5 protein-coding genes are annotated in these 7429 nt (G+C 72.8%); 4 read left to right on the top strand and 1 reads right to left on the bottom strand.

All coding sequences use genetic code 11. The annotated features are described in order from the left end of the window. Positions 1 to 1541: 1541 nt before the first annotated feature. Together DSY14_RS14660 and DSY14_RS14655 are read left to right on the top strand one after the other, a co-directional pair. Entirely contained in the window at positions 1542 to 2528 is a 987-nt protein-coding gene (locus DSY14_RS14660) for a LacI family DNA-binding transcriptional regulator (RefSeq protein WP_211717108.1), read from the top strand. Between the two features lie 244 nt (positions 2529 to 2772). After that, positions 2773 to 3960 carry an MFS transporter gene (locus DSY14_RS14655; RefSeq protein ID WP_211717102.1) on the top strand — a complete coding sequence of 396 codons (1188 nt, stop codon included), beginning with the start codon at positions 2773 to 2775 and terminating at the stop codon, positions 3958 to 3960. Positions 3961 to 4046: 86 nt separating this feature from the next. Here the strand turns inward: DSY14_RS14655 and DSY14_RS14650 are convergent, their stop codons facing one another. Then, positions 4047 to 4616 carry a putative immunity protein gene (locus DSY14_RS14650; protein WP_211717101.1) on the bottom strand — a complete coding sequence of 190 codons (570 nt, stop codon included), beginning with the start codon at positions 4614 to 4616 and terminating at the stop codon, positions 4047 to 4049. Positions 4617 to 5007: 391 nt separating this feature from the next. Between DSY14_RS14650 and araB the strand changes: the two genes are divergently transcribed. Beyond that, on the top strand, positions 5008 to 6735 hold the full coding sequence (gene araB / locus DSY14_RS14645) for a ribulokinase (RefSeq protein WP_249187900.1): 1728 nt from the start codon (positions 5008 to 5010) through the stop codon (positions 6733 to 6735). Then, on the top strand, positions 6732 to 7427 hold the full coding sequence (locus DSY14_RS14640) for an L-ribulose-5-phosphate 4-epimerase (protein WP_211717100.1): 696 nt from the start codon (positions 6732 to 6734) through the stop codon (positions 7425 to 7427). Before araB ends, DSY14_RS14640 begins: the two co-directional genes overlap by 4 nt. Positions 7428 to 7429 lie beyond the last annotated feature (2 nt).

The raw sequence follows: 7429 nt of genomic DNA, 5'->3' as shown, positions 1-7429 counted from the left end.
CACCTCCACCGACCCGACACACCCCGGTGCCCTACCCCGGCAACGCCGCCCGCACCACACGGACGAACCACCGAAGGGTCGGACACGCGAGCCGGTCGTGCTCGCCGACGCCCTGTCCGAGGTCCTCCAGACCCTCCGCGAACGCGAACCCGCCCCCGACTCGCACTGAGCCCGACCACGGGTGGGGCCCGGCGCGCGCCGGGCCCGCCTCCATGCGTCCCGGCCCGCCGGGGGAACGGATCCACCGGCCAGGGGAACGTACCGGCGGGCGTCGATGTCGACGCGTTCCCTCCCGGCGCCCACGCACCCGGCACGGTGCGCACCAGAACGTGACTCCGGGTCACCGGCCGTGAACATGCTCCCCTGCGACTGGTCGGGTGAGGTGTCTCTCCGCACCCCGTGGCGCGGTCCACCCCCGGGGGCTCCCGGGGGTGCGCTCCGCGCCGCTTTCGAGGCACGGAGTGGCCACTTACCTGCCGCGACGGCGCTTCTCGACAGCCGAGGCCCCGGGTCGACGCGCGTCCGTCGGGCTCGATGGGCGTCGTGCGACGGTCGAGCCGAATCCCTCGCGCGCGTTCCTCGCCCCTGATCACGGAGAGTATGGACAACCCGTGGTCCGTACCGCACGTGGTTTTTACCGAGGACCCCGTACATTCGGATCGAGAGCTGGGAACACTCCACCCGTACGGAGCGTTCTCACAGGTGAAGCCACCCGGACCGTCCCCGACCCCGACCGACCCAGCCGGGCCCGGTGAGCGGCTTCGACATCATCTTCAGACCATGCGCGGATGCACGCGCTCGTGTCGGCAATGGGGGTTTCCGACACGACATCATCGCTGCATCCGCCCTCCCAGCGGCCAGACCGCACTCAGTGCGCAGGCCGCGAGGTCGGGTCCTACGTTGGGGGACGTGGGACCCGGCCAGACCCGGCGGGGGCGCGCCTCAGGGCGCGCCCCCGCTCTTTTTCGCCCGGGTCGGGAGCGCTCCTGGGAGCCGATCGGGGTCACGGGACCGAACGCGACCTCCGTAAGGACGAAGCCCGCCATCGAGTCGTCCCGGTTCAGCAGGGTGGCCTCCCGGCGGGAGCGGTAGGGGTGGGCGGTCACGGGGAAACCGTCGGCCCCGTCCCCGTCCTCGCGTCAGAAGACGCCGCAGGCCCCTGCCGCAGGCGCGGACCGGTGCACCCTCCTCATCACGTGCGACCCGGCCGGTCGTCTCCTCCACCAGGTCCCCGTCGGCCAGGAGGCCGAGCACGGTGGGTCCCGCCTCGCTCCGGTCCCGCCCGTCCGTCGCCTCGACTCTGCCCCTCGCCCCGGGAATCGCGGCCCGCGTGGGAGTGGGGGATGCTCCGGCGTGGCGGGGTCGCCGGGGTCTTTCGAGTTCACCGGATCCTTTCCGGGGGTGATGATCCGTTCGCTCCTTCCGACGCCCCGACCCCGGCTCTCGGGATGCGTCGGGTTCTCGTGGTCGGCGGTACGATGCGCCTGCACGAGAGGAGGCCGACGGTGGCAGGGAGCGACCACGGCACGGGGCGTCCGACGATGGCCGACGTCGCCGCGCACCTGGGGGTCTCGCGGCAGCTGGTCTCCCTCGTGCTGGGCGATCGCCCGGGCCCCAGCGCCCGGACCCGGGAGCGCGTCCTACGGGCCGCGGAGGAACTGGGGTACCGCGCCGACACCGCCGCCCAACTGCTGCGTCGGGCCCGCAGCCGTCAACTCGGGGTGCTGTTCAGCATGGCGCACCCGATGGAGACCGACCTGGTGGGGGCGCTGTATCCGGCGGCCGCCCTCCAGGAGTACAGCGTGGTCCTGAGCGCCCTGATGGCCACCCGCACCGAACGCCGGGCCATCGACGACCTGGTCGGACTGCGTTGCGAGGCACTGGTGCTCATCGGTCTGTCCGCCCAGGCCCCCGAGGACCTGGCGCAGGTGGCCTCGCGGGTGCCGGTGGTCGAGATCGGCCAGCGTTCGGGGGCCGTCAACACCGACAGCGTCCGCACCGACGACGTCGCGGGGGCCCGCCTGGCCGTGGACCATCTGGTGGCCCTGGGCCACCGGGACATCGTGCACGTGGACGGCGGCGGCCTGCCCGGGGCGCCCGAGCGCCGCGAGGGCTACCTGGCGGCCATGCGCGACCACGGCCTCGGCGCGCGGGCCGAGGTGGTGCCCGGTGCCTACGACGAGGACTCGGGCGGTGTGGCGGCCCGTGCGCTCCTGGACCGGGGCGCTCTTCCCACTGCGGTGGTGGCCGGCAACGACCTCTGCGCCCGGGGGCTGATGGCCACCCTGACCCGGGCCGGACACCTGGTCCCCGACGAGGTGTCGGTGGTGGGTTACGACGACAGCCCCATCGCGCGCCTTCCGTTCCTGCGCCTGACCTCGGTGCGGCAGGACGTGTCGCGCATGGCGGAACTGGCGGTGGCGGCGGCCGCGGCGCGCCTGGATCAGGGGCGCACCGCCAGCGACCACATGGTGTTGACGCCCACGCTGACCGTCCGCGAGAGCACCGCTCCCCCACGCCCGGAATGAACCGGACACCGTTCGGTGTCGGGAACGTTCGTGCTCGTGGGGGCGGTGTGGCCCGTGAGCGCGAGGCAGATCACGTGCCGTTCTGTTGATGTGCGCCTCGGAGACCTGACACTCTGGGTTTAGCACGTGCCAAACATCGGCCACCACGGTCCCGACGGCTTGCACGTCCCACGGCCACCACCAGGCCCTCCCGCGCCCGACGGCGCACACTCCACGACCCACCGCTCGGAAAGGGGCAACAGCCATGCCCTTGGCCCTGCTCGCCCTGGCCCTCGGGGCCTTCGCCATCGGAACCACCGAATTCGTCATCATGGGCCTGCTCCCCGAGGTCGCCGCCGACCTCGGCATTCCCATCCCGACGGCCGGACACCTCATCTCCGCCTACGCCCTCGGGGTCGTGGTGGGCGCTCCCCTGCTCACCGCGTTCAGCACACGCCTGCCCCGCAAGACGGCGCTGTTGTTGTTCATGGGCGTCTTCCTGGTGGGCAACCTGCTCACCGTGGTGGCTCCCTCGCACGAGACCGTGCTGGCGGCCCGTTTCCTGGCCGGTATCCCGCACGGCGCCTACCTGGGGGTCGCCGCGCTCGTCGCCGCCCACCTGGCCGGGCCCGCCCGACAGGCCACCGCGGTGGCCCGGGTGATGCTGGGACTGACCATCGCCAACATCGTCGGGGTGCCCGCGGGGACGCTGCTGGGCCAGCTCACCGGTTGGCGCACCGCTTTCCTGGTGGTGGCGGTGATCGCCGCGCTGACCGTTCTCGGCGTGGCCCGCTGGGTGCCCCACGTGTCGATCGCCCAGGGCGGCGGGCTGCGCGGGGAGTTCACCGCGCTGGCACGACCCCAGGTGCTCCTGGGACTGCTCACGGCGGTGTTCGGCTTCGCGGGCGTCTTCGCGGTCTACAGCTACATCTCGCCGATGATGACGGAGTTGGCGGGCATGCCCTCCTCCGGCGTGCCGATCGTGCTGGCCCTGTTCGGTGTGGGCATGACCCTGGGGTCCCTCCTGGTGGGGCCGCTGGCCGACCGTTGGCTGCGCCCGACCATCTACGGCTCCCTGGCGAGCCTGGCGGCGGTGCTGGCCCTGTTCACCGTGGCGGTGCACAACCCCTGGACAGCGGCGATCGGCGTGGTGGTGCTGGGCGCCGTCGGCTTCGGGGTGACCGCCCCGTTGCAGGTCCTGGTGATGAGCCGGGCGGGCACCGCGCCCAGCCTGGCCTCGGCCTCCAACCACTCGGCGTTCAACCTGGCCAACGCCGGTGGCGCGTGGGTCGGTGGCGTGGGCATCGCCATGGGCCTGGGGTACGCCTCCCCGGCGGCGATCGGGGCGATCCTGGCCGTGGCCGGTCTGGGGATCGCGGTGACCGCCGGGTTGCTGGACCGTGCGCCCAAGCCGCAGGCCGCACCGGACTCCGCGCCCGTTCCCAGCGCCTGAACCCCGTATCCGGAGCGCCCGTTCCCCGCACCGGGGCACGGGCGCTCCGTCGTGCGCGGGACCGCCGGACGGTTCCGGTCCTCCGGTCAGGGACCCTCGTCGCTCCTCGAAACGGCAGGGGCGGAATCGCGTAGCGCGGCGTCCAGGTCGACCATGAGCCGGGCCACGCGCTGCCGGCCGACCGGCGCCCGGGGGTACCGGCGCAGGACGTCGACCACCACCGGGGTCGCCCGGTCACGGGCCCGCTCGATCAGCGCGGTCGCGACCGCGGGGTCCTCCCCCGCGGTCAACTCGCCCACCCGTGCCGCGCAGGCGGCCGCGCGCAGAATGTGTCCCACCTGGGTGGCCTTCGAGATCGGGTGCAGGTAGGCGGCGGAGGCGGCGTCGCCCGCCGCTCGGGCGGCGAGTCGCGCGGCCTCGGTCGGGGCCTCCTTCGCCGCCCGGTGGGCGTCCAGCGAGGTCACCCGTTGCGCTTGGGACCGGGGGGCGCCGTCGACGAACACCCGGGCGGCGTCGAGGGCCGCACGAGGTCGAGGGTCGTCGGGCACGGCGTCCTCGAACACGGGAAGGACGTCCTCCGCGCACTCCACGACGTAACGCGCCACGGCGCGCAGCTCGTCCATCGTCAAGGTGAAGTCACCACGGCCGGTCGTCATGGCTCCGATTCTGCCAAAGCCGCCCGCCGCGACGACCGGACGACGTCTCCCGACCGAGGCGAACAGGGGTGCCTCGACCGGGACGCCGGTCTCCCCGTCCGGACGCTCCGACCCTGGGGGAGGCGGGGGCCGCACGGGCGCACCGCGCACATGGAGCGCACCGGTGTTCAGGGCCGCGGCCGGGTCCGGTGGGGCGTCGATCGGCTCCGCCCGTGCCCCGGTGCCCGCGCCCCCGGGCCACCGTCGACCGTCTCACTCCACCCAGGGGGTTGACTTCATCGATTGTTAACGCCAACAATGTTGGCCAAGTCACAATCACCCCCTGAAAACTGCGTACATAGCGACCCGAAAGGGGTCTCTTCAGTGCGCGCAGCCGAGAAGGGAACGCTCCTTGGCCGCGAATGTTAACGCCCACAATCCAGGTTCCGGGAAGGTCTCAGACGACCCGGTCGTGGTCGGTGTGGACTTCGGAACCCTCTCCGGACGCGCCGTCGTGGTCCGGGTCGCCGACGGCACCGAACTGGGTACGGCCGAGCACGTCTACGCCCACGGCGTCCTCACCGACCGTCTGCCCGGGCGCGGCGCGCCCCTCGAACCGGAGACCGCCCTGCAACACCCCGAGGACTACCGACGGGTCCTGCGAGAGGCCGTCCCGGAGGCCCTGCGCCGGGCCGGGGTCGCCCCGGAACGGGTCGTCGGCGTCGGCACCGACTTCACCTCCTGCACGGTCCTGCCCACCACCGCCGACGGCACCCCCCTGTGCGAACTCCCCGACCTCGCCGAACGCCCGCACGCCTGGCCCAAGCTGTGGCGCCACCACGCCGCCCAACCCGAGGCCGACGAGATCAACGCCCTGGCGGCCGAGCGCGGTGAATCCTGGCTGCCCCGCTACGGAGGGCGGATCTCCTCCGAATGGCAGTTCGCCAAGGCCCTCCAGGTGCTGCGCGACGACCCCGAGGTCTACGAGCGCACCGACCGCTGGATCGAGGGCGCCGACTGGATCGTCTGGCGCCTGTGCGGGCACGAGACCCGCAACGTGGCCACCGCCGGATACAAGGGGATCCACCAGGACGGTGCCTGGCCCACCAAGGAGTTCCTGGCCGCCCTGGATCCCCGCTTCGCCGACTTCGCCCAGGACAAGTTGGACCATCCGCTCTTCCCTCTGGGCGCACGCGCCGGCGGGCTGACCGCCGAGGCGGCCGCCTGGACCGGGCTGGCCGAGGGCACCCCGGTGGCGATCGGCAACATCGACGCGCACGTCACCGCCGCCACGGCGCAGACCACCGCGCCCGGTCGGATGCTCGCCATCATGGGCACCAGCACCTGCCACGTCATGAACTCCGAGATCCTCGCCGAGGTGCCGGGTATGTGCGGCATGGCGCTCGGCGGGATCACCCCGGGCATGTGGGGCTACGAGGCCGGTCAGAGCGGTGTGGGCGACATCTTCGGCTGGTTCGTCGACACCCACGTGCCTCCGGCCTACCACGAGGAGGCCGCCGCACGCGGGGTGTCCGTCCACGACCTGCTCTCGGCGAAGGCCGCCGACGCCCCCGTGGGCGGGCACGGTCTGGTCGCCCTCGACTGGCACAGCGGAAACCGGTCGGTCCTGGTCGACCACTCCCTGTCCGGTGTGCTCGTGGGAATGACCCTGGCCACCCGGCCCGAGGAGGTCTACCGCGCCCTGGTCGAGGCCACCGCCTTCGGTACCCGCACCATCATCGACTCCTTCACCCGGGCCGGGATCCCGGTGCACGACCTCACCATCGGCGGCGGCATGGTCCGCAACCCCTTCGTCCTGGGGATCTACGCCGACGTCCTCGACCGGCCCCTGCGGGTGGTGGACAGCGAGCACAGCTGCGCCGTGGGGGCGGCGATCCACGCCGCGGTCGCCGCAGGCGTCCACCCCGACGTCCACAGTGCCTCCGCCGCCATGGGTCGGGTCCGGCCGGACACCGTCGACCCCGACCCGGGACGGGCCGCGGCCTACGACGACCTCTTCGCGGTCTACACCGAACTCCACGACCACTTCGGCCGCGGCGGCACCGACAGCCTGCACCGGTTGCGCGCCCTGCGGCACGCCGCCCTCACCACCCACCCCACCGGCGAGGGGACGCGATGAACTCCACCGACCTCCTCCAGGATCAGCTGACCCGCCACAGCGGGGAGGTGAAGCGGCTGCGCGCACGCGTGTGCGCCCTGCACGCCGAACTGACCCGGTGGAACCTGGTCACCTGGACCAGCGGCAACATCTCGGCCCGGGTCCCGGGCACCGACCTGATGGTGATCAAGCCCAGCGGGGTCTCCTACGACGACCTGACCGCGGAGGACATCGTCGTGTGCGATCTGCACGGACGTCCGGTCCAGGGGCGCCACCGACCCTCCAGCGACACCGACGCGCACGCCCACGTCTACCGTGCCCGCCCCGACGTCGGCGGGGTCGTGCACACCCACAGCCCCTACGCCACCGCCTGGGCCGCCCGGGGCGAGGCCATCCCCTGCGCGATCACCGCGATGGCCGACGAGTTCGGCGGCGACATCCCGGTGGGTCCGTTCGCCCTCATCGGTGACGACGCGATCGGCCGGGGCATCGTCCAGACCCTCGATGGACACCGCTCCCCCGCCGTCCTCATGCGCGGACACGGGGTGTTCACCCTCGGTGCCGGCGTGGAGGCGGCCGTCAAGGCGGCCGTCATGTGCGAGGACGTGGCCCGCACCATGCACATCGCCCGGCAGGGCGGCCCGGTCGAACGTCTGCCGCAGGAGGACGTCGACGCCCTCTACCACCGCTACCAGAACGCCTACGGACAGTGAGG

The sequence above is a fragment of the Nocardiopsis sp. MG754419 genome, from assembly GCF_018207095.1.
Classification (GTDB): Bacteria; Actinomycetota; Actinomycetes; order Streptosporangiales; family Streptosporangiaceae; genus Nocardiopsis.
The sequence above is the reverse complement of the archived record's forward strand: the minus strand, read 5'-3'. Positions and strand labels throughout refer to the sequence as shown.